Consider the following 20258-nt stretch of genomic DNA (forward strand, 5'->3'; position numbering starts at 1 on the left):
GACGCGCACGTCGCTCTACGCTGCGTAGCGCATTGGCAAACGAAAGGGAACCAACCGGTGGCACGACCTGACTATCGCGAGTTGGGCGCGGTTTTTGCCGGCGGAGCGGTGGGCTCGGTCGCCCGCGCGGCCCTGAGCACGCTCGCCCAACCGGACCCGGCGACGTGGCCATGGCCGACGTTCGTCGTCAACATCGTGGGCGCCTTCCTGGTCGGCTACTTCACCACGCGCCTGCTGGAACGGTTGCCGCTGTCGAGTTATCGACGACCGCTGCTCGGCACCGGATTGTGCGGCGGTTTAACGACTTTTTCGACCATGCAGGTCGAGACGCTGAAGATGCTCCAACACGGCCACTGGCTGCTGGCACTGGCCTACACCGTATCCAGCATCGTGCTCGGGTTGCTGGCCGCACACCTGGCGACCGCGTTGGTGCGCCGGGTGCGGGTGCGCTCATGACGACGTTCTTGGTCTGGGCCGGGGTCGCTTTGATCGGCGGCATCGGTTCGGTGTCTCGTTTCCTGGTGGACCGCACGGTCACCCGCCGGGTGGGCCGGCCTTTTCCGGTCGGCACGCTGGCGGTGAACATCAGCGGCGCCGCGCTGCTCGGATTCCTCGGCGGCCTGGCGTTGAGCAAGGATGCGGCGTTGCTGACGGGCACCGCGTTCGTCGGCGCCTACACCACCTTTTCCACCTGGATGCTGGAGACTCAGCGGCTCGGCGAAGAGCGCCGGACGTGGGCGGCGATTGCCAACATCGTGGTCAGCGTCGTACTCGGCATCGCGGCGGCGTTACTCGGACAATGGTTGGCGGAGCAGCTATGAACCAGCCCTGCCTCAAGTTGACCGCATACTTCGGCGAACGCCAGCGCGCCGTTGGCGACGCCAGACGCTTCCTGGCCGACGCGATGTTCGACTTGTTCGGCGCCAACGATGTTGCGACCAGCGTGATGCTGCGCGGCATCGCCAGTTTCGGGCCGAGCCATGAGCTGCGCAGCGACGTGTCGTTGAGTTTGTCCGAAGATCCCGCTGTCGCGGTCGCCGCGGTCGACGTGGAGCCGAAGATCCGCTCCCTGGTCGACGAAGTCGCCGCGCTGACGGGACGTGGGCTGCTGACGCTGGAGCGGGCGCGACTGGTCACCCGGCAACGGGGTACCGACGCGCTCGGCGACTTCGACGCGCACAACGGCGATGCCGCAAAACTGACGGTGTATGTCGGCCGGCAAGAGCGCGTCGCCGGGAAGGCGGCATATTACGCGGTCTGCGAACGGATGTATCGGCACGGATTTGCCGGTGCCATAGCGCTTCTCGGGGTCGATGGCACCGTCGACGGACAACGCCGGCGGGCGCGATTCGTCGGCCGCAACGCCAATGTCCCGATGATGATCATCGGCATCGGGTCGACCGAGCAGGTTTGTGCTGCCGCAACGGAATTGGCCGACGTGCTGGCTGAACCCCTGCTGACGGTCGAACGGGTGCGCTTGTGCAAACGCGACGGTGAGATGTTCGTCCGCCCCCAGCAGCTGCCGATGACCGACGACCAGGGACGCACCCTGTGGCAAAAGTTGATGGTGTACACCGCCGAAGCCACCCGGCACGACGCGCTGCCGATCCATCGTGCCCTCGTGCATCGCCTGATGAGTTCGGGAACGGCGCGCGGTGCCACCGTGCTGCGTGGCATGTGGGGGTTTCACGGAGACCATAAACCGCACGGGGACAGACTATTTCAGGTTGCGCGACGGGTTCCGGTCACGACCATCGTCGTCGACACGCCGGAATCGATCGCGCGCAGCTTCGACATCGTCGACGAGCTGACCGGCCGCCACGGGTTGGTCACCAGCGAAATGGTTCCGGCGGTGCTGTCACTCGACGAGACGCAGCGCCTGGGCGACATCTCGTTGGCCCAGCACGACTACTGACGCCAAAACGGTTGCGGGACAGCCGCTAACGGCGCGGATGACACGGCGGAATGAGGGCCTTGTCCTCATCGATCAGCTGGCTGACGAGGCCGTGGTAAGCATCTCGACGAGCAAGCATTTCGTCGGTGGACTGGGTCGCGAACGAGTCACGTCGCGCGTCGGTCACCACCCCCACCGCATCGGTGGAAATCTTGGCGATGCGGTGCAGGTGCGGTGCGAGATCCGGCGCTGACACCTGCTGCGAGTACGCGACGAGCCGATCCGACCAGTCCTGGTATTTATCCAGGCCGGGGCCGCCGGGCGTGATCAATGAGGCATCGAGCATGTCGGGGTGCTCGTGGATGAACCCCACCACCGCGTCGGCGGTGCGGCAGTCCCGGCTGGGCTGTCCCTGCCGATACGCCGCGAAAACTGCTCCGGCCACCGCGATCACGACAACGACGACAAGGGCTAGCCGAAACCGCCGATTCGGCGGCGGCGCTGCGCAGTCGTGCGCCTCGGCCAGCACCGAGAGCGCTTGCGGGCTGGAATCGGCCGCCGAGCGCAGTAGCTGCAGACGTCCGGGCAACTCGCGCACTTTGTGCATCGCCCAGGCCATTCGAGTCGCCACCAGTAACGCCAACCCGCTCCAGGTCAGCCCGGCCCGCAAGTCGTTGCCGATGAATTCCAGCACCGCGGCAACCGCCCACAGGACGGGGACGACCCATGACATCCTGCGCTGCCATACCGGCACTCGGCGCTGGTACGCCATCGAAAGGTCACCGATGCGGATGGCGGCCGCCAACACGGCCGGGTCCGACGGAACCTCACCACAGCGCAGCGCCTTGACAGCTTGCGATCGCTGCGCCAAGTCCAGGCCGGCCACGGTCCGCGCGTAGCTTTGCTGAATCGGACGCCGGGCGCCCGTCAGCAGCGCGGTCACGATCAGGCTGAACACCAGCACCCACAGCAGCGGCCAGGCCCAGCCGGAGGCCCCAAAGCCGGGCAGCCCCAGCCCAACAATCACCGACAGCGTGATCGCGAACGTTGCCGCATTTACCAACCACAGCACCCACCACGGCGCCACCACAAGCCGAGCCCACATGGCTACTCACTTTCGCAGAGACAGCTCAGCTCTCGCGGGCCCGGGGCACGTCGTCGGGCGTGCGGGGCAAAACGTACAGCGCCATCCGCCGGTTGGACATGTCGTGCTCGCCGAGAAAAGCGCAGCCACCCCGCTCACAGAACTTGCGCGCCAAGACGTTGCGGTGGTCGGGATCGAACATGATTCGGCGGCATTGCGGTTCAAGGCTGAAGATGCTGACCACCAAGTGCGGCAGCAAGTAGCTGACGTGTCCCTGACTGATGTAGTCCAAATCGGCCACCGCGACGTGCAGGCCCAAATCGTGGGGATCGTAGTCATATCTGGCCGCGATGGAATCCTTTGCTGCCCTATACAGTTCCAGGTACCCGCGGTCTACCCCCTCCAGGCTGGCCAGCAGCGGGCGAGAGAAGCCGCTCTCGAGTTGCGCACGCAGATAGCGGCGCCAGCGCTCCGCCGGCCAGGGATACTCCCACGATTCGGCCAGATGCGGTCGGTTCATCCACTCGGAGATCATCTCGGCATCCGCATCCGGATCGACGAGACGCAAACCGTACGGCTCGGGCAATTGCGGCATCGGCGGCGGTGCGACATTGCGAACCTCGGCGCTGATATCGGTCAATTGCCGGGGCAGAAGCACTTCAAAGTCTGACATGTCTTCCGCGCAGCCTACCCCCGTCGCCGCAGGCTAACTGCAACTTCTGAGCCATCGGTCGGCGAGCGCGGCAACCCAGGCGGCCGCCGCGTCCGCGCGCTCGGGCGGGGTAGCCACCACGACCAGTTCGTCGACGCCCAATTCGGCTAACGCTTCGACGTCACTCTCGCGCGGACTGCGCAGCGCCACCGCCAGCCGCAGTTCGGCACGGTCGCGACCGGCCTGGCCGCACAGTCGACTCAGCTTGCCGATGCACTCGCGCACCGCCGCCACGTCGTCGAGGTTGAACCCGTACCAGCCGTCGCCCCAGCTTGCGATCCGCTGTAGTGCCGGATCGCTGTTGCCTCCCAACATGATTGGGATGCGACAACCACGAACCGGTTTGGGATTGACCCGGATCGAGTCGAAACCGACGAACTTCCCGCCGAACGAGGCCACGTCGTCGCGCCACACGGTGCGCATCGCGGCAACGTATTCCGCCGTGCGCGCCGCGCGATGCTCGAAAGGCACTCCAAGAGCGGCGAATTCTTCTTTGGACCACCCGATCCCCACTCCGAGGGTCAACCGCCCGCCGCTCAACCGATCCAGGCTCGCGGCCTGCTTGGCCACTACCACCGGATTGTGCTCGGGCAGCAGTAAGACGCCCGTCGCGATGTTGATCCGCGACGATGCCGCCGCGGCGAACGCCAGCGCGATCATCGGGTCGAGCCAATCCGCTTGTGCCGGAACGGCAATGACACCGTCGTCCGAGTAGGGGTAGGTCGAGGCGGATCGGTCCACCATGACGACGTGCTCGCCCGCCCAGAGCGTGGCGAAACCGCATTCGTCCGCGCTGGACGCCACCGCATCGATCACCGCGCGGTCAGCGCCGGCCCCGATTCCCAGCGCGTGCAATCCGAGCTGCATCGCACGATGGTCTCACGCCGGGATTCAGCGGCCGTTGAGCAACTTCGCCTAGGCCTGCGCGTGGCGACCATTCAGCTCGCGCCCCGCGGTAACCAGCGTCACGGCCGGGCTCCTGGTCAGCTCGCGCAGCTCGTCGAGCGCGGAGTTATCGGTCAGTTCGGCCCGGTAGCGCGAAAAGGGGTGCTGATCAGCACACGGGCGTTTATTTAGGCCTCACCCGGGTACGCGTTAACCGACGGCGCCCAGCCCGGCGCCGACAGTTTTATACCGCCCTGATTCCGGAGGTACCCGTGACCGAGATGATCATCGAATCCCCCGATGAAGTGATCGCATTTCTCAAAGCGCAGCACAACCTGATCGAGGACATGTTCGACGAGGTGCTGTTCGCATCGGACCCCCAAGCCCGGGAGAAGCCGTTCGCCGCTTTGCGTCAATTGCTGGCCGTCCATGAGACCGCCGAGGAAATGGTGGTACATCCTCGGGTCCGGCGCGAGGCCGATGCCGGCGACGCAGTCGTCGATGCTCGACTCGAAGAGGAGCACCAAGCCAAAGAGCTGCTATCGCAAATCGAAAAGCTGGACATCACCTCGCAAAAGTTCATCGACGAACTCACCAAGTTGCGAGAGGCCGTTCTCGATCATGCGGCAAACGAGGAGAACAACGAATTCCCGTTTCTGGAAAAGGTTCTGGACGCAGACGATCTCAAGCGCATGACCACAGCGGTTAAGGCGGCCCAGGCGATCGCCCCGACGCACCCCCATCCCGGTGTGGAATCGGCGAAGTTGAATTTCGCGCTCGGGCCGTTCGCATCGATGCTCGACCGTGCTCGCGATGCGCTGCGCCAAGTCATCGGCTAACCCAATGCTCGTAGGCTGGACGACGTGAGTGTTGCATCGGAGATCCGCGTCCCCCTGCAAGACCGCTTCGCCCGCGAACTGCCCGAGATGGGTGTGCGCTGGCAGTCCGAGACCTCCCCGGACCCGCGGCTGCTCGTTCTCAACGAGTCGCTGGCGACCGGGCTAGGCCTCGATGCGTCTTGGCTGGCCGGCCCCGACGGCCTGCGATTTCTCGTTGGCAACCTGGTACCGCCCGGCGCGGTCCCGGTGGCGCAGGCCTACGCCGGGCACCAATTCGGTGGCCTGCAGCCGCGGCTGGGCGACGGACGCGCGTTGCTGCTGGGAGAGCTGTCCGACGAGCTGGGACGGATTCGCGACGTCCACCTCAAAGGCTCCGGCCCGACGCCGTTCGCGCGCGGCGGCGACGGCCTCGCGGCGGTGGGCCCCATGCTGCGCGAGTACGTGATCAGCGAAGCGATGCATGCGCTGGGTGTGCCGACGACGCGCTCCCTTGCCGTGGTCGCCACCGGGCGACCGGTACAGCGCGAGACACTGCTGCCGGGCGCCGTGCTCGTTCGGGTCGCCAGTAGTCACCTCCGCGTCGGCAGCTTCCAATACGCGGCCCTGACCCGCGACGCCGACTTGCTGCGACGCCTCGCCGACCATGCGATCGCACGCCACTATCCCGCGGCGGCCGACGCCGAACATCCTTACCGCGAGCTGTTCGAAGCGGTGGTCGGTGTCCAGGCCTGCCTGGTCGCGCGGTGGATGCTGATCGGATTCGTCCATGGGGTGATGAACACCGACAACACCACCATCTCCGGCGAGACGATCGACTACGGTCCGTGCGCGTTCATGGAGGCCTACGACCCCGACACGGTCTTCAGTTCGATCGACCACTGGGGCCGCTACGCGTACGGCAACCAGCCCGCCATTGTCGGGTGGAATCTGGCCCGGTTCGCCGAGGCTCTGTTGCCCTTGCTCGCCGACAACCTCGACGAGGGAATTGCGTTCGCCGAGAAGGCATTCGGGGTATTTCAGACCGAATACGACGCCACGTGGTCGTCGGGCATGCGTGCCAAACTCGGCCTGCCCGCGGACACGGAGGCAGCGACGCTGGCGTCATTGGTCGACGAGTTGCTGCGCCTGCTCAGGGAAAGCCGAGTCGACTACACCTCGTTTTTCCGCCAACTGGGCCGGGCAGCCCGAGGGGATGCCGAACCCGCGCGCGGCCTCTTCATCGACCTCGCCGGCTTCGATGAATGGATGGCGCGCTGGCGCCGGTTGGGCCCCGACGCCGAATCAATGGATCGCGCCAACCCGATCTACATTCCGCGTAATCATCTGGTCGAGGAAGCCCTGGCCGCCGCGACGGAGGGCAACCTCGACCCGGTTCGCCAGCTGCTGAACGTCGTGGCCGCCCCATACGACGAACGGCCGGGCCTCGAGCGCTACACGAGCCCGGCCCCCGAGGATTTCGGCAGCTACCGAACCTTCTGCGGTACTTAGCTTTACGCTAGCTCGACGATCTCGTCCCGCGGCCCGTCCAAAGACGAAGCGTCTCGCATGTGATCGGATCAGGTCCCGGGTGGGCCGAAGTCGTGCGACAGTTTCTCCGATGACGAACGACGTTGCGGTGATCGGCGCCGGGCCGAGCGGACTGGTCGCCGCCCGTTGGCTGTTACAGCAGGGATTTGAACCGACGATCTTCGAGCAAGCTCCGATGTTGGGCGGGCAATGGACCGGCCTGGACGGCCATAGTGGCGTCTGGCCGAGCATGCACACCAACAGCAGCCGCACCCTCACGGCCTTCAGCGACCTCGAACACACGACGGACCACGTCTACCTGTCCAATCGGGAAGTTCTCGACTACTTGCACCGCTACGCCGACACGTTCGGGCTCACCCCGCGTATCCGCCTGGGCACCCGGGTCGGACTGGTCAGCAGGAATGGAGTCGACTGGGTCGTGACCCATGCTGGCGCCAATGAACACTTTGACCGAATTGTGGTGGCCAGCGGGCGGTTTCATGCCGCCGCCGTCCCCGCCGTGCCAGGACTCGAGACCTTCTCCGGCTCGGCGGGAGCCATCTCCACGTATCACTACCGCGGCGGGTTGGCGTATCACGGCAAGCGAGTTCTCGTCGCGGGCTGCGCGATCAGCGCCCTGGAAATCGCCTCCGAAGTCGCCGAACTCGGCGCGGCGCGCGTCGTCGTAACTCAGCGGCGGCAACGCTACATCGTGCCGAAGTTCGCCGCCGGCGTCCCGTCCGACAACCGGCTCTACACCCGCTACGGCGCCTTGGCGACCGAGGCCCTGACCACGGCCGACGTCGACGAATTCCTCAAGGAGATCGTCGTCGGCGCCGCGGGCAGCCCGGATCAGTACGGAGCACCCGCGCCTGATCCCTCGTTGTCCGTGGCCGGTGTGACGCTGAGTCAGCACTACCTTCCTCTGGTGGCCGAGGGCCGAATCTCCGTGCGCCCGTGGATGAAATCCGTCGCGGGCCCGACCGTGACCTTCGCCGACGAGCGCGCCGAGGATTTCGACGCAATCGTGTTCGGCACCGGCTACCAACTGCGCCTGCCGTTCCTCAGTGAGGACATCCGGGCGATCCTCGACCTCGATGCGGTGCACATGAATGTTGACCGCTACACCTTTCATCCCGACCTTCCCGGCCTGGCGTTCATGGGCCTGTGGGACCAGTCGGGCGGATACTTTGTGCCGCTGGAACTTCAGGCTCGGTGGATCGCGTACACCTGGGGAGGCACGATCCCGCCAATCAGTGCGGGCGCCCAACGGTCGGCGATCGATGCGTACCGCGCCAATCGCGGAACGCCGCAGAAAACCCGGATGGACCTCGCGGCACTCACCTTCGCCCGAGCCGCCGGGGTCGAGCCCGACCTGAATAACTGGCCACGGCTGCGTCGCGCGCTGCTGTTCGGTCCGCTGGCACCGAGTTGTTTCCGTCTCGAGGGGCCGGACGCCTTGCCCGACGCCGCCGAGCGGTTCGCCCGCGATGCCGCCCGCTTCGGTGCGATCACTTCGAACCACATGACCGAGCGCGAACAGCGCAATTGGTTGCGGGTCCGAGCCGCTGGCCCGGTGCCGGGGCTCAGTCCGCGGGGGCCTGCACCGGTTTAGGTCCGGGCCGCGCCGCGCCCCACAACCCGACGCCTATTCCGATGGCGGCGCCGCCGAGGCCGATCACCTGCTGTGATCGTTTGAGCTCGTTGTGGACACTGAGTCCGCCCAGCAGATCTGCCGCGTCGGCCCCACCGGATGCCAGGAACCAGCCGCGAGTGTTCTTGCCGCGCAACGCCGCCGACAAAAGCAGCCCGCCGATCAACGCATCGCGGTAGCCCATCGATCGCAGCAGCAGCCGCGCCGTCGGGGTCGGCTCCCCTGGGTCGCCCCAGAGCTTGTTGGCACCGAGGGGATCGACGAGAAAATGGACACCTGAGGCGAGTCGGATACTGCCCGCGACGAGCGCGGCACGGTCGATCGGCATGGCCGCAGCCTATCCCTGCCTCACCGGGCCGCGGTAACCCCATCCGCTCCGGCGCCCACGGCGTGCTTGGCAAGGCAGGCCGCGCCGGGAGCACAGCTTTCGATGACTGCCCGCAGGTCGTCGGCGGACAATCGAGCGGAGGCGCCGGTGAACTTCGGGTCGATCACGCTGGTCCCGAATTCCAGCCACTTCGGGTCCGCCTCGACGCTGAGGAAACTCGCCAGCCGCGCCAGCGACGAGCGGGTGTCAGCGACCAGGTCCGCATACGACAACGGAAGGTAGCGGTCTGCGGGCAGGTCGGCGAGCTCGGATTCGCCGGTGGCGATCAGCTCGCTCCACATCCGGCCGAAGCGGGTGATCGGCAGGTTCTGCCCCATCAGGGTGTCCACCTCGCAGGTGTCGCCGATCAGCGACGCGAGCTCGATCGGTATCGCCGTGGGATCCAACCGCAGCCCAGGGTGCCGTCGCTCCGGGTCGAGATCGAGCAGCTCCAGCGCGTCTTGAATCAGCGCCATCAAGCGAAATCCGGTGTGCTCACTCATCGAGACGGCCGTATCCGGACCGTTGCGGTACAGGTGCACGAACTTCGCGTCCGGGAACGTCTCGCGCAGCCACGGGACACTGCTCAACGACATGGCCGAGCGCTCCACCACCACGGTCCCACCGAAATGCCTTGCAAGCCAAGCGAACAGCCGCTCATAATGCAGTCGCGACGTCTGCTCCGGCCACGTCGGAACCTCTGCGGCAAGGGCATCGAACACTGCGTCGGGGTCCGACGACAGATGCGGCAGCGTCATCATCGAAATCGCGGGGATCCCGGTGGTGCTCGCATCGAATCGGGTTCCGCGCAGCCGCGGGTAGATGAATTCCGGCATGGCCGAACCACCCCGGACCATGGAGTCGAAAATCGGGTGAGGTTCGGCCAGCATCCGCCAGAACTGCTCGCCCGACAGCATCTGGCCGGCCGCAGAGGACGCCCGCACCGAGAGGTAGAACTCGTTGAGGCTGAGCACATCTGGGTGAGCGGTGAGGATGCGCGACAGCGCGGTCGATCCGCTTCGTCCTACCGTGACGATGAATGTCAGCCCTCGTATCGGGCGTGGCGCGTCAGCACTGTGGGCACTGACGTCGAATGGTCCCTCGACCGAGACCAGGGGTGCGATCGTTGACGCCGACTCCCGGGGTTCATGCTTCTCGGGCCTGAAGGTGAGGTAGCGCTTGTACCGTCCCACGCTGCCCAGGAGATAGTCGAAGTCGACGATGGTGCGGCGATGTGGCTCGCCAATGACCGCTCGCGTACCGGTCGTGTCGTAAGTCCGGCTGTGCGCGAGGTAAGGAAAGAATCCGCTGGCCCACCGCAGCCGCCGCTCCAGCAGATTGGGGTCCTCGATCGGGCCCTCGACCAACGTCAGCGGGATCGGTGAGAGCGCATTGAACAGATCCACCAGCGTCTGCACCGCGACGTCCTGGTGGTGGACGACGTGGTAGGTATTCAGGCCTTCGGGGGCCAGCCGCAGCAGGCGGACCATCTCGTCGGCGGCCTCGTCGGCAGGCATGTAGTTCAGATGACCGTTGAGGTCGCCTCGGAGCCTGATCGACATCTTGGTGCGCATCGGCCGCCCGGAGACCGAGAACAGACGCATACCGCTGTCCGCGGACGTCGACAGAAAGGAAAGCGGGTGCAGCGGGAAGTCCGGATGTGGTGGGCGATCGACGATCAGGGCGCTCGGTCGCAGCACCACCACCCGGCGCCCGGTGCGCTGCGCCCAGTCCCGCACCAGCGACTCGGACTCGAATTTGGACTGCTCGTAGTTGTTCTCGAAGCCCTGGACGTCACTTAGCTCCGTCTCGTAGATCAGACCCGACCGACGCTTCCCGGCCACGAAGGCGGTCGACACGTGGAACAGATCCGGCTCCCGAGATCCGGCCTCGGCGAGTTCGAGGATCCGGGTAGTTCCACCGACGTTGGTCAGGCGAAGCTCGGCAAGGTCGGCGTCCAGCTCGATGCTGCCGGCACAATGCAATATCGCATCCGCGCTGTCGGCAAGTTCCTGGAATCGCTCGTCAGGCAGCCCCAACTTGGGTGCGACGAGATCGACCGGCACGACGGTGAGCCGTTCGCGCAGCTCCTCCTCGGTCCACACCTGCCCATCGGTGACCGCCAGCGGGAGCGCCTTGGCGATGCGGTTGACGGGGTCCGACTGCGGCCGGGTCAGCAGGGTGAAGGTTTCGTCCCCGCGGAGGAGTTCGCCCAGGATGTGAATCCCGAGAAACCCGGTCGCGCCGGTGATCGCCCAATGCATTGACACCCGTCCTCGCGCGAAATTTCGCGCTGAAACTGCCCGATTAACCCCCACGCGAACTTACTTGCCCATCAGAGGCGCCGCCATCTGATGGGCGAACTTGGACCCGTTATCGCAGCTCATTGCCCTGGCGAGCGCCCGGGTCGGCGGGCCGCTACGGTCGGCTGTAATAGGTTTCCTGTCGCGGCCGATGCATCAATGAGAGACTTTGGAAGCCTTACCTGGAAGTCACCCGTCTCGCGGCGGGTTGATCGCATCACCAGAGGAGACGAGCAATAGTGACAGCAGCTGCTGGCGCACCGGGGTGGACGGGGTGGTCATGGGGGACCACGCCTGATGTGAACGCCGACAACTTCTGCTGCCCGAGGGCCGCATGAGCGATCCACGCGTGGCCGGTGAACGCCGCACGCCCTTCGTCGCACGGTCGATCCATGCGTTGTCGGTGCCCATCATCCTGGCGTGGCTGGCCCTCACCGTCATCGTGACGATGGCGGTCCCCTCGCTCGATAAGGTGGAGCAACAGCGTTCGGTGTCGCTGAGCCCCAAGGATGCGCCGTCAATTCAGGCCATGCAGCGCCTGGGCCAGGACTTCAAAGAATCCAATTCGGACGCTTTGGCGATGATCGTGCTGGAGAGCCAGCAGCCGCTGCGCGACGATGCTCACCATTACTACAACCAATTGCTCAAGCAATTGGAAAGCGATCCGGAGCATATTCAGCATATTCAGGACCTGTGGGGAAATCCGGTCACGGCCAGCGGTGCCCAGAGTGACGACGGTAAAGCCGCGTACGTACAGCTGAAGCTGGCCGGCAACCAGGGCACCAGCCTGGCGAACGAATCAGCGGACGCCGTCCGCGACCTCGTCAATCGGGTTCCTCCGCCGCCAGATGTCAAGGTCTACGTCACCGGTCCGGCGCCGCTCATTTCGGACCTGAATCACAGCGGCCAGAAGACAATCCTCAAGGTCACCCTGGTGAGCCTGGCGGTGATCTTCCTGATGCTGCTGATGGTCTATCGGTCGCTCATCACCGTCATTCTGCTGTTGCTGATGGTCGGAATAGAGCTCCAGGTGGCGCGGCAGATCGTCGCATTCTTCGGCAATATTGGCGCCATCAGCCTCTCTACTTTCGCCGTTAATCTGCTGGTCACGCTCGCGCTGGCGGCCGGAACCGACTACGGCATATTTTTCGTCGGCCGGTACCAGGAGGCTCGCCAGGCCGGTGAAGATGTGGAAGCGGCCTTCTACACGACCTACCGCAGCACCGCGAAGGTTGTCTTGGCTTCCGGTTTGACGATCGCCGGATCGGTTTTCTGCCTCAGCTTCACCCGGATGCCCTACTTCCAAACGATCGGTATCCCCTGCGCGATAGGCATGCTCGTCGCCGTGGCGATCGCGCTCACGCTGGTTCCGGCGGTTCTTGCGATCGGTGGCCGCTTCGGCCTGTTGGAGCCCAAGCGAACGATCTCGGATCGGCGCTGGCGACGGATCGGCACGGCGGTCGTCCGCTGGCCCGGACCCATTTTCGCGGCGGCGTGCGCGGTTACTCTGGTCGGCTTGCTCGCGCTGCCCGGATACACGACCAATTACCACGACCGGGTGTATCTGCCTGAGGACCTTCCGACCAACCAGGGATACGCGGCCGCGAATCGGCACTTCCCGCTCGGCCGGATGTTGCCCGAGTTCGTATTGGTCGAAGCCGATCACGATATGCGCAATCCGTCAGATTTTCTGGTGCTGGAACGATTGGCCAAGGGTGTGCTCGCGGTTCCGGGCGTTTCCCGGGTGCAATCTGTTACCCGGCCCTCGGGGACCGCGATGGCGCATACGACGATTCCGTTCAGGTTCGGCGTGATGAACGCGAGCCAGCTGGTCAACATGGAGTATCAAAAAGCCCGCATGAACGACATGCTCGTGCAGGCCGATGAGCTGAACAAGACGATCGGGATCACCACCACGCTGTATCACCTGATTCTGCAGCTCAACGCCGTCACCCATGATCTGGCCGGCAGGACGCACGAAGTTCAGGCCATCACCGGCGAATTGCGAGACCAGATTTCGAATTTCGAGGATTTCCTGAGGCCGATCCGCAGCTACTTCTACTGGGAAAAACACTGCTACGACATTCCCGTGTGCTTTGCGATCAGGTCGCTTTTCGATTCATTCGACGGGATCGACGCGATCAACGACAAGCTGGGCGAACTGGTGGTGAACATCGACAAGATCGATGTGCTGATGCCGAAACTGGCTGCCGAGCTTCCGATTCAGATCGAAACCATGAAGAGCATGCGCACCATGATGCTGACCATGCATTCCACCATGAGCGGCATCATCGGCCAGGCGGACTCGCAGGGCAGTATCTCCACGGAGATGGGTGAGGCGTTCGACGCGGCGAAGAACGACGATTCGTTCTACCTGCCGCCGGAGGTCTTTAAGAACCCCACCTTCCAGAAGGTGATGGGTCTGTTCATGTCACCGGATGGGAAAGCGGCACGCATGACCATTTCGGACCGGGGCGACCCCGCAACTCCCGAAGGCATCGCGCGTGTCCAAGCGATTAAAACCGCGGCCGAGGAAGCACTGAAGTCGACTCCGCTGGAAAACACCAGTATTTACGTCGGCGGCGTCTCCGCGACCTACAAAGACCTGCATGACGGCTCCCGCTACGACCTGATGATCGCCGGAATTGCTTCGCTCTGCCTCATTTTCGCGATCATGCTGATGATCACGCGAAGTTTTGTGGCCGCGATGGTGATCGTGGGTACCGTGGTGACCTCGCTGGGCGCGTCCATCGGATTGTCCGTGCTGCTATGGCAGCACATCATCGGGCTCGGGTTGGAATGGCTCGTGTTGCCGATGTCGGTGATCATCCTGTTGGCGGTGGGGTCCGATTACAACCTGCTGCTCGTCTCACGAATGAAAGAAGAACTCGGCGCCGGTATCAACACCGGCATCATCCGGGCAATGGGCGGCACCGGAAAGGTCGTTACGGCTGCGGGCCTGGTATTCGCCGTCACCATGGCCTCGATGGTGGTCAGCGACCTGACCGTGATCGGCCAGATCGGGACCACGATCGGTCTGGGCCTGCTGTTCGACACCTTGATCGTGCGCGCCTTCATGACGCCATCGGTTGCCGCGCTGCTGCGACGCTGGTTCTGGTGGCCGTTGAAGGTGCGGCCGCGACCGGCCAGTTACCTGCTGCGGTCCGAGGGCACCCGCCCGCAGGTCCGCGAACTGCTGGGCACCCGGGCGCCGGACTAACACCCCGGGTCGACGTTCGCTGCCCGTACCATGGCCGTCATGCCCGAGCCGGGACCAGCTACCGACAAGACTGCCGAGCTCAACGGTGGCGAAACGGTTGCCGCGCCTACTGCCGCTGAACCCGAAACGGCCACTTCGGCGAACTCGGCCGGCCTGGCGTGGTCGCGCGACGATGACGACGCCGTGGCGCCGGGCGACGCGGCGAATCCGCGTCAATCATGGCGGGCTACCTGGCGAATCGCCGCCGCCGTGCTGGCGGCCGGACTGGTGGTCGCCGGTGCGATCGTCCTGGGGCGCTCGCTGCTGACCGCGCATCCCAAGGCCGCAGCGCCTCCGCCGGCCGCGACCCCGACATCCGCAGCGGCCCCGGCACCGGGAACCGCGTCGACGGCCGCCCCGTCGTCGATTGTGTCCACACCCGGCCAGGACAATAAGTACGTTCAGGACCTCAACGACCAGGGAATTTCCTTCGCCAATCCGGACGCCGCCATCTACAACGGCAAGATGGTGTGCGAGAACATCCGTCTGGGCATGACAGTGCAGCAGATCATCGCGGACTTCCGGTCGAGCAACCCCGCGCTTGCCGGCCATGCCGAGGCGTACGTGACCACCTCGGTCCACGCCTACTGTCCGCAGCACAATAACCTGGTCGGCAGCGGGCCGTAACGACCGCGCCGAGCCGGCGACAGCAGCCGGAGCAGCGCGAGGCATGCGAATCCGACGATCAACCCGACCAAAGAGGTTGAGCTAGAACATATCTGAAGCGCTATTTCGCATGCGCTACTGAAGCCAGTTAGAAACGGCGAACCACATCGCGATGTATTGGCAGATCGCCGCGACCGCGGTGCACGCGTGGAAGACCTCGTGGTAGCCGAATGTCCTCGGCCACGGGTCGGGCCAGCGCAGTCCGTAGAACACCGCCCCGACGCTGTACAGCGCGCCGCCGACCGCCAGCAAGACTGTCGCGGCCACTCCGGCGTTGTGCAGAATCAACGGGCTGTACCAGATCGCAACCCAGCCCAGCAGTAGGTACAGCGTCACACCGAGCCACCGCGGCGCCGACGGCCAGAACAGTGTCAGCGCGGTTCCGGCCGCCGCGCCACCCCACACGATCGCCAGCACCACGTATCCGGTCCCGCGCGGCATGTCCAGTCTGGCAAACGGTGTGTAGCTGCCGGCGATGAACACGAAGATCATCGAGTGGTCGAGCCGCCGCATCCATTTTCGGGTCGTGGCCGACTCCCAGTAGACGCGGTGATATATGGCGCTGACGGCGAACATCGCCACGATTGACAAGGTATAGGTCAGCGTCGAATGCCCGGCCCGCTTCGATTCCAGCGCCCACGACACCACCACCAGCGCCGTACCGGCGATGAAGGCAGCTACGGCGCAATAGAGATGGATCCATCCGCGCAACCGCGGCCTCGTGAGGGCAACCGAGTTGCCTTGGTTAACCATGGTCCCCCTCACCACTGGCCCGCCTACCGTCACGTGTTAGTCATCCCGCGGTCGAACTACGTCTGGTTACATCGTGCTGCCGTACCGTGGGCAATGGCTGTGTCGCGCCTATGGATTACCTGTACCGCGCGTGACCGGAGCGCCGGTGATATGTTCCGGCGACGACGTCGCCGCCTCGCCAAGGAGGATCGTTATCCGGACGAGCATCTGGTTTCGCTGGATGGCGAGGTACGGTGCGCCGCGCGCATTCCTGGCGGTGCAGGCCCGCCGCGGACAACCCTTGGCCCGGTTCCTGCTGGGCCGGGCCCGCGGAGACGAGATGTATCGCCTGGTCGACGACATCAGACAGCAGGGACGTCTGGTGCGCCGGCCCTTCGTGTGGGTGAGTGCCGACCACGAAATCTGCCGGATGGTGTTGCGCGATGACCGCTTTGGGGTCACCAACATCGTGAATGCGCCTCTGCCGCAGCCATTTCCGGCATTGCTGGACCGAACGGATCCCGGCCTGCCGAATCCCGTGGAGCGCCCGGCGATGGTGATGTCCAATCCCCCGGATCACACCCGCTATCGGCGCTTGTTTGCGCAGAGCTTCACACCACGGGCCATCGACCGGCTCGGCGCGCGGGTCGAGGAGATCACGGCGGAACTGCTGGACGGATTGGAGCGCAACCCGCGCCCCGATCTGGTCGCCGACTTCGCGACGGAACTGCCGGTCGCCGTGATCACCGAAATCCTGGGGTTGCCGGTCGATGCGCGCCCGCAGGTACGCGAATGGGGTTACGGTTTGGCCCCGCTTCTGGATTTCGGCACCAGCTGGAAGACGTTTCGCCACGCCGTTGAGCGTCTGCACGAGGTCGACAGCTACGCCGCCGCTTTCATCGAGCGGGCGCGTGCCGGTGACTCGCGCGACGACCCGTTCGGCCGCGTGGCGGCCGGCGGTGAGCTGACCCATCGCGAATTCGCTGCCAACGCCGCACTTCTGGTCGGAGCCGGGTTCGAGACGACGGTGAACCTGATCGGCAACGGAATTGTGCTGCTGCTTCAGCATCCACACCAGCTGGCCCTGTTGCGCGACGACCCGGGACTGTGGCCCGCGGCGGTCGAAGAGATCCTGCGATTCGAAAGCCCGGTGCAAATGCTGGTGCGCAGCGCACGCCGCGATGCGGAGATCGCCGGGGAGCACATCCGCGCCGGCTCGATGTTCGTGCTGCTGATGGGCGGCGCCAACCGCGACCCACGGGTTTTCAGCGATCCCGGCCGGTTCGACATCACCAGGCCCAATGCGCGAGACCACGTGGCATTTGGCTCCGGAATTCACGGTTGCCTCGGCGCGGCCTTGGCACGGGTCGAGGGCGTGATCGCCCTGCGCACCTTATTCGAGCGGTTCCCCACCCTGAGCCTGCGCGAACAGCCCGAACCGCTTGAGCTGGTCACCTTGCACGGGTTCAAACGCCTACCGGTCGAATTGCGAACACGGCCGGCTGGAGAGGTCAGCCAAGCCCAATAGCAGTTTGACTACGCGGCGGGCGCCGGTTGGGTAGTCAGTTCCCCTTCGTGTTGGGGGCAGTAGGCCTTTACCGCGATCGTGGTGAACTGGACGGGGCTGTCTCCCTTGAATGCGGGATTGCTCTCCTCGAGGTCCTTGATGACCTCGGCCTCGGGCATGCCCTCATCCATTAGTTTGCATTCGCTCTTGCCGACCCCGATGGCGACGCTCGGCGTCTGATAGCTGATGCCGGCATTCTTCAGCTCGGTCAAGAAGTTCGTATCCGGACTGGGATCGGCCTGCGCCGGTGCAGCAACGGCGATGACAGCGGCGAAACTCGCAAAAACGATAACCCCTCGCATCGCTTCATCTTCCTATAAGCCGGCGCCGTTGTCCCGTCGAGGTTTTTTGGGATCGGTAGTCGCTGCGGCTCGATGTACTCGTCGCAATCACGCCGCCGCCGAGGCGGCGAATGTGCAGAACGACAACGCGAAAGGAGTCAGCCATCAGTACGAACGTCGCCACCCCGTCCCCGATGCGCCGGGGATCTCGAATGTCTGGCCTCTATGCGCTCAAGCCCTGGTTCACCAAGCGGTTGACACCCATCGTCGACGCCGCCGTGGCGCGACGGGTCTCCCCGGACGTGTTCACCGCTGCCGGCGTCACCGCCGCCGCGGCAGCGGGCGTAGCGGTCGCGTTCGGATGCTGGTCACTCGCGGCGCTGTTCATGGTGCTGCGGCTGGCCGGAGCCAACCTCGACGGCGCCGTGGCCCGCGCCCGTGGCGTGAGCCGGCCATGGGGATTCGTCGTCAACGAGCTCGGCGACCGCGCCGCGGATCTGTTCGCCTTCGCGGGTTTGGCGGTGTGGGCGGCGCGTCAGCACGGCCCCGGACTGCACTGGCTGTCCTGGCTCGAGTTTCAGGTCCTCATCGCCGCGCTTGCCGCGACGCTACCGACATTCGCGTCGCTGGCCGCGGCGGCTGCGGGCGCAACTCGCCGCAACGGCGGTCCGCTGGGCAAAACGGAGCGGTGCCTGTTCGTCGTGCTGGCCACGGCGTTTCCGGTCATCATGCCCGTACTGCTGGCGCAGCTGGTGAACGGTTCGCTGATCACCACGGTGTTGCGGCTTCGGGCGACGCGCCGCGAGCTAAATGCCCAGCGGGGCAACGAATCCCGCCTGAGCGACCAGCTGTCCCAGCGTGTCGTCTTGGTGGAGCATTTCGATGCGGTCACGCAGCCGATCAACACGATCACCCAACCGCTGAACCTCGTCACGCAACCCCTTACCGGAGTGGCGGCATGACCACCAACCGGATGCAGAGCGTGCTCCGGCACTGGCTCTGGCGGATCGTGTGTGCCGCCTCGGGTGGGCTGACCGTGAGCGGGCGCTGGAGCGTCGCGGGTGGTTGCGTGGTCGTAGCGAACCACAGCTCGCATGCCGACACCGCGGTGCTGCTGGCGGCGCTTCCGCCGACGGCCCGCCCGGTATTCGGCGCCGCGGCCGACTACTGGTTCGACGTGCCCGTGCGGCGCTACGTCGCGACGTCACTCGCGGGGATCCTGCCGGTCCGGCGCTCCGGCGACGGCACCTATGCCGCGTTGCTCGCTGCGGCCCGCCCCGCGCTCATGGCCGGCCGTACCGTCGTCATCTACCCCGAGGGCACCCGTTCGACCGACGGCACCATCGGCGAGTTCCGTTCCGGTGCACTACGACTGGCACGCGACTGCGGTGTGCCGATCGTGCCCGTCGCGATCACGGGGACCGCCGACGTGCTGCCCAAGGACGGCCGCTACTCCCCCGCCCCGATGCACGTCCAGGTGGGCGCGCCGCTGGACCCGCACACCACGTCGGCCCCGCAACTAAGGGCACACGTGCTGGCCTTGCGCGACGGCGCCGTTGCCGACGCCGCCGACCGCTACGCGCTGGCATCCTGACATGGCGATCGTCGAGAACTACCTGTCCTTCGTCCGCCGGGATCGGCGCATGCCGCTCAACGTCGACCTGGGTCCCCTGCACATCCACCTCTACTCCCGGGCCGTGTTTCTGCTGTGGGTCACGGTGGCGATCCTGGCCCTGGCCGGCATCGTCGTCCTCGTCTCCCGCAAGCGTGAGCTGATCCAGAAGTGGCGCACCTGGGCGCTGATCGCGCCTGCGGTCGGCCTTCCGGTGTGGATCGGCCACGGAACCACCGCCGCGCTGGCGGCCGCACTGGCCGTCGTCGCGGTGACCGAGTACGCGCGATTGGTTAGGCTGCGCCGACTGGATACCTACCTGCTCGTGGCACTGGCGATGCTCTACCCGATCGCGGCGTGGTTGCGTCCGTCGCTGTTGCAACTCGCGCCCGTCGTCGTGCTGCTGTGCTCGGCCCCTTCGGTGCTCGGTGGCGACGTGGATCACGGCGCCAAGCGCACGGCTTTCGCCGGCTTCGGATCGGTGTGGATCTGCTGGTCGTTGGCACACCTCGTGATGGTGTGGCCGGACGCGTATCTACTGTGCTTCGCCGTCGCGGCCACTGACGTTGCCGCGTGGTGTGGCGGAAAGGGGCTGCGCCGCATGGCTTGGGCGCGTCGTCCGTTGTCTCCACTGAGCCCCAACAAGACCGTAGGCGGGATGGCCGGAGCGATCATCGGAGCGTTCGTGGTCCTCTCGCTGCTGGGCACGATTTCGATCGGACTGCTTGTCGCCGTCTCCCTCGGCGGCCTCTTCGGCGACCTGCTGGAGTCGATGTTGAAGCGGCAGGCGCAGGTGAAGGATGCCGGCTGCTGGCTCTCGGGCTTCGGAGGCCTGCTCGACCGGATCGACTCGTTGCTGCTGGTACTCCCGCTGGCCTACCTACTCGGATAAGGAAT

The 20258-nt window shown here is 65.5% G+C and carries 19 protein-coding genes; 12 read left to right on the forward strand and 7 right to left on the reverse strand.

Features of this window, described 5'->3' with window-relative positions; translation table 11 throughout:
• The first annotated feature begins 57 nt into the window (after positions 1 to 57).
• From crcB (AC5Y5O_RS20930) to AC5Y5O_RS20940, 3 genes are read left to right on the forward strand one after another with little or no spacing between them, the layout of a single operon-like run.
• A complete protein-coding gene (gene crcB / locus AC5Y5O_RS20930) occupies positions 58 to 456 on the forward strand; it encodes a fluoride efflux transporter CrcB (RefSeq protein WP_096285718.1) in 399 nt (132 codons plus the stop codon).
• The gene (crcB, locus tag AC5Y5O_RS20935; protein WP_096285716.1) at positions 453 to 821 is read left to right on the forward strand and encodes a fluoride efflux transporter CrcB; all 369 of its coding nucleotides are present in this window, start codon (positions 453 to 455) and stop codon (positions 819 to 821) included. Before crcB (AC5Y5O_RS20930) ends, crcB (AC5Y5O_RS20935) begins: the two co-directional genes overlap by 4 nt.
• The gene (locus AC5Y5O_RS20940) at positions 818 to 1915 is read left to right on the forward strand and encodes a DUF190 domain-containing protein (protein WP_500027197.1); all 1098 of its coding nucleotides are present in this window, start codon (positions 818 to 820) and stop codon (positions 1913 to 1915) included. Before crcB (AC5Y5O_RS20935) ends, AC5Y5O_RS20940 begins: the two co-directional genes overlap by 4 nt.
• A 25-nt stretch (positions 1916 to 1940) precedes the next feature.
• Here the strand turns inward: AC5Y5O_RS20940 and AC5Y5O_RS20945 are convergent, their stop codons facing one another.
• Genes AC5Y5O_RS20945 through AC5Y5O_RS20955 form a run of 3 tightly spaced genes read right to left on the reverse strand, consistent with a single transcriptional unit; the run spans position 1941 to position 4557 of the window.
• Positions 1941 to 2999, reverse strand: a complete 1059-nt coding sequence (locus tag AC5Y5O_RS20945) for a hypothetical protein (RefSeq protein WP_096285712.1) — start codon at positions 2997 to 2999, stop codon at positions 1941 to 1943.
• A gap of 25 nt (positions 3000 to 3024) precedes the next feature.
• On the reverse strand, positions 3025 to 3651 hold the full coding sequence (locus AC5Y5O_RS20950; protein ID WP_096285710.1) for a GNAT family N-acetyltransferase: 627 nt from the start codon (positions 3649 to 3651) through the stop codon (positions 3025 to 3027).
• Between the two features lie 33 nt (positions 3652 to 3684).
• The gene (locus AC5Y5O_RS20955) at positions 3685 to 4557 is read right to left on the reverse strand and encodes an LLM class F420-dependent oxidoreductase (RefSeq protein ID WP_096285708.1); all 873 of its coding nucleotides are present in this window, start codon (positions 4555 to 4557) and stop codon (positions 3685 to 3687) included.
• A 299-nt stretch (positions 4558 to 4856) separates the two neighbouring features.
• Between AC5Y5O_RS20955 and AC5Y5O_RS20960 the strand changes: the two genes are divergently transcribed.
• From AC5Y5O_RS20960 to AC5Y5O_RS20970, 3 genes are all read left to right on the forward strand, one after another.
• Positions 4857 to 5414 carry a hemerythrin domain-containing protein gene (locus tag AC5Y5O_RS20960; protein ID WP_423790886.1) on the forward strand — a complete coding sequence of 186 codons (558 nt, stop codon included), beginning with the start codon at positions 4857 to 4859 and terminating at the stop codon, positions 5412 to 5414.
• An 87-nt stretch (positions 5415 to 5501) separates the two neighbouring features.
• Positions 5502 to 6902, forward strand: a complete 1401-nt coding sequence (locus AC5Y5O_RS20965; protein ID WP_423790885.1) for a protein adenylyltransferase SelO — start codon at positions 5502 to 5504, stop codon at positions 6900 to 6902.
• 109 nt (positions 6903 to 7011) lie between these two features.
• Positions 7012 to 8535 carry a flavin-containing monooxygenase gene (locus AC5Y5O_RS20970; protein ID WP_500027198.1) on the forward strand — a complete coding sequence of 508 codons (1524 nt, stop codon included), beginning with the start codon at positions 7012 to 7014 and terminating at the stop codon, positions 8533 to 8535.
• Here the strand turns inward: AC5Y5O_RS20970 and AC5Y5O_RS20975 are convergent.
• Together AC5Y5O_RS20975 and AC5Y5O_RS20980 are read right to left on the reverse strand one after the other, a co-directional pair.
• Positions 8507 to 8902 (reverse strand): DUF4267 domain-containing protein, encoded by a 396-nt coding sequence (locus tag AC5Y5O_RS20975; RefSeq protein ID WP_096285700.1) that lies wholly within the window; start codon positions 8900 to 8902, stop codon positions 8507 to 8509. The two genes, AC5Y5O_RS20970 and AC5Y5O_RS20975, sit on opposite strands and share 29 nt — an antisense overlap.
• Before the next feature lie 20 nt (positions 8903 to 8922).
• A complete protein-coding gene (locus AC5Y5O_RS20980; RefSeq protein WP_500027199.1) occupies positions 8923 to 11205 on the reverse strand; it encodes an SDR family oxidoreductase in 2283 nt (760 codons plus the stop codon).
• A gap of 373 nt (positions 11206 to 11578) precedes the next feature.
• Between AC5Y5O_RS20980 and AC5Y5O_RS20985 the strand changes: the two genes are divergently transcribed.
• Positions 11579 to 14464 carry an MMPL/RND family transporter gene (locus AC5Y5O_RS20985; protein ID WP_096285696.1) on the forward strand — a complete coding sequence of 962 codons (2886 nt, stop codon included), beginning with the start codon at positions 11579 to 11581 and terminating at the stop codon, positions 14462 to 14464.
• Between the two features lie 39 nt (positions 14465 to 14503).
• Positions 14504 to 15130, forward strand: a complete 627-nt coding sequence (locus tag AC5Y5O_RS20990) for a DUF732 domain-containing protein (protein ID WP_500027200.1) — start codon at positions 14504 to 14506, stop codon at positions 15128 to 15130.
• A gap of 114 nt (positions 15131 to 15244) precedes the next feature.
• On the opposite strand, the gene trhA is transcribed toward AC5Y5O_RS20990, so the two are convergent.
• Positions 15245 to 15937, reverse strand: a complete 693-nt coding sequence (trhA, locus tag AC5Y5O_RS20995; protein WP_500027201.1) for a PAQR family membrane homeostasis protein TrhA — start codon at positions 15935 to 15937, stop codon at positions 15245 to 15247.
• A gap of 205 nt (positions 15938 to 16142) precedes the next feature.
• On the opposite strand from trhA, the gene AC5Y5O_RS21000 reads away from it, so the two are divergent.
• Positions 16143 to 17429 carry a cytochrome P450 gene (locus tag AC5Y5O_RS21000; protein WP_096285691.1) on the forward strand — a complete coding sequence of 429 codons (1287 nt, stop codon included), beginning with the start codon at positions 16143 to 16145 and terminating at the stop codon, positions 17427 to 17429.
• Positions 17430 to 17437: 8 nt separating this feature from the next.
• Here AC5Y5O_RS21000 and AC5Y5O_RS21005 read toward each other — a convergent pair whose 3' ends face one another.
• Positions 17438 to 17770, reverse strand: a complete 333-nt coding sequence (locus AC5Y5O_RS21005; RefSeq protein ID WP_096285689.1) for a DUF732 domain-containing protein — start codon at positions 17768 to 17770, stop codon at positions 17438 to 17440.
• Positions 17771 to 17961: 191 nt separating this feature from the next.
• Here AC5Y5O_RS21005 and AC5Y5O_RS21010 point away from each other — a divergent pair, with 191 nt between their 5' ends.
• The 3 genes from AC5Y5O_RS21010 to AC5Y5O_RS21020 are packed head-to-tail and all read left to right on the forward strand — an operon-like array spanning position 17962 to position 20253.
• Positions 17962 to 18711, forward strand: a complete 750-nt coding sequence (locus AC5Y5O_RS21010; RefSeq protein WP_096285687.1) for a CDP-alcohol phosphatidyltransferase family protein — start codon at positions 17962 to 17964, stop codon at positions 18709 to 18711.
• The gene (locus AC5Y5O_RS21015) at positions 18708 to 19343 is read left to right on the forward strand and encodes a lysophospholipid acyltransferase family protein (protein WP_096285685.1); all 636 of its coding nucleotides are present in this window, start codon (positions 18708 to 18710) and stop codon (positions 19341 to 19343) included. Before AC5Y5O_RS21010 ends, AC5Y5O_RS21015 begins: the two co-directional genes overlap by 4 nt.
• Position 19344: 1 nt before the next feature.
• Positions 19345 to 20253, forward strand: coding sequence for a phosphatidate cytidylyltransferase (locus tag AC5Y5O_RS21020; RefSeq protein ID WP_096285683.1), 909 nt, complete (start codon positions 19345 to 19347; stop codon positions 20251 to 20253).
• Positions 20254 to 20258: the final 5 nt, after the last annotated feature.

The organism is Mycobacterium sp. NGS40, assembly GCF_059812735.1.

Excerpts from the sequence above, each read along its gene's own strand:
- crcB (WP_096285716.1), top strand. The coding sequence starts at position 453 with ATGACGACGTTCTTGGTCTGGGCCGGGGTCGCTTTGATCGGCGGCATC.
- AC5Y5O_RS20940 (WP_500027197.1), top strand. The coding sequence starts at position 818 with ATGAACCAGCCCTGCCTCAAGTTGACCGCATACTTCGGCGAACGCCAG.
- AC5Y5O_RS20945 (WP_096285712.1), bottom strand. The coding sequence starts at position 2,999 with ATGTGGGCTCGGCTTGTGGTGGCGCCGTGGTGGGTGCTGTGGTTGGTA.
- AC5Y5O_RS20950 (WP_096285710.1), bottom strand. The coding sequence starts at position 3,651 with ATGTCAGACTTTGAAGTGCTTCTGCCCCGGCAATTGACCGATATCAGC.
- AC5Y5O_RS20955 (WP_096285708.1), bottom strand. The coding sequence starts at position 4,557 with ATGCAGCTCGGATTGCACGCGCTGGGAATCGGGGCCGGCGCTGACCGC.
- AC5Y5O_RS20960 (WP_423790886.1), top strand. The coding sequence starts at position 4,857 with ATGATCATCGAATCCCCCGATGAAGTGATCGCATTTCTCAAAGCGCAG.
- AC5Y5O_RS20965 (WP_423790885.1), top strand. The coding sequence starts at position 5,502 with ATGGGTGTGCGCTGGCAGTCCGAGACCTCCCCGGACCCGCGGCTGCTC.
- AC5Y5O_RS20970 (WP_500027198.1), top strand. The coding sequence starts at position 7,012 with ATGACGAACGACGTTGCGGTGATCGGCGCCGGGCCGAGCGGACTGGTC.
- AC5Y5O_RS20975 (WP_096285700.1), bottom strand. The coding sequence starts at position 8,902 with ATGCCGATCGACCGTGCCGCGCTCGTCGCGGGCAGTATCCGACTCGCC.
- AC5Y5O_RS20980 (WP_500027199.1), bottom strand. The coding sequence starts at position 11,205 with ATGCATTGGGCGATCACCGGCGCGACCGGGTTTCTCGGGATTCACATC.
- AC5Y5O_RS20985 (WP_096285696.1), top strand. The coding sequence starts at position 11,579 with ATGAGCGATCCACGCGTGGCCGGTGAACGCCGCACGCCCTTCGTCGCA.
- AC5Y5O_RS20990 (WP_500027200.1), top strand. The coding sequence starts at position 14,504 with ATGCCCGAGCCGGGACCAGCTACCGACAAGACTGCCGAGCTCAACGGT.
- AC5Y5O_RS21000 (WP_096285691.1), top strand. The coding sequence starts at position 16,143 with ATGGCGAGGTACGGTGCGCCGCGCGCATTCCTGGCGGTGCAGGCCCGC.
- AC5Y5O_RS21005 (WP_096285689.1), bottom strand. The coding sequence starts at position 17,770 with ATGCGAGGGGTTATCGTTTTTGCGAGTTTCGCCGCTGTCATCGCCGTT.
- AC5Y5O_RS21010 (WP_096285687.1), top strand. The coding sequence starts at position 17,962 with ATGTCTGGCCTCTATGCGCTCAAGCCCTGGTTCACCAAGCGGTTGACA.
- AC5Y5O_RS21015 (WP_096285685.1), top strand. The coding sequence starts at position 18,708 with ATGACCACCAACCGGATGCAGAGCGTGCTCCGGCACTGGCTCTGGCGG.
- AC5Y5O_RS21020 (WP_096285683.1), top strand. The coding sequence starts at position 19,345 with ATGGCGATCGTCGAGAACTACCTGTCCTTCGTCCGCCGGGATCGGCGC.